Origin of the sequence: Mycobacterium sp. 1245801.1, assembly GCF_001673055.1 — a bacterium.
Lineage (GTDB): Bacteria > Actinomycetota > Actinomycetes > Mycobacteriales > Mycobacteriaceae > Mycobacterium > Mycobacterium europaeum_A.
In genome coordinates, this window is record NZ_LZKY01000098.1 from 1 (window position 1) to 519 (window position 519).

At 71.7% G+C, this 519-nt stretch carries 1 protein-coding gene; it reads right to left on the reverse strand.

What is annotated here, in order from left to right; all coding sequences use genetic code 11:
- Positions 1-519: HNH endonuclease signature motif containing protein (locus tag A5622_RS05910; RefSeq protein ID WP_156752861.1), on the reverse strand; the 519-nt coding region annotated here is incomplete at both ends.

Consider the following 519-nt stretch of genomic DNA (forward strand, 5'->3'; position numbering starts at 1 on the left):
GGGTGGGGTTGGAAGGGTGTGTACCACCACCAGTCGGCGCGTTCGCCGATCGGTCCCGGACACGGCGCCACCGCAGGTGGGGGCCCCGTGGGTGGGCGCGCCAGCGATCCCGGGCTCAGTACTCGGCCTTCGTCGTCGCGGACCACGAGTGCGTGTGCGGGCCCGGTGATGGCGATGACACCGCGATGGTGGAGCCGGTGGTGGTAGGGGCATAGCAGCACCAGGTTGGCTAGTTCGGTGGGGCCGCCGTCTTCCCAGTGCCGGATGTGGTGGGCGTGCAGGCCGCGGGTGGCGCCGCAGCCGGGTACCGCGCAGGTGCGGTCGCGGTACTCGAGCGCGCGGCGCAGCCGCCGGTTGATCACCCGCGTGGCCCGCCCGGCACCGATGACCTCGCCGCGGCGTTCGAACCAGACCTCACCGGTGGCATCACAAGTGAGGTAGCGGCGGTCGGCATCGGAGAGCAGCGGACCCAGATGCAGCGCCGCGGTGGGTTTTTCCACGTCGAGGTGCACCACCACG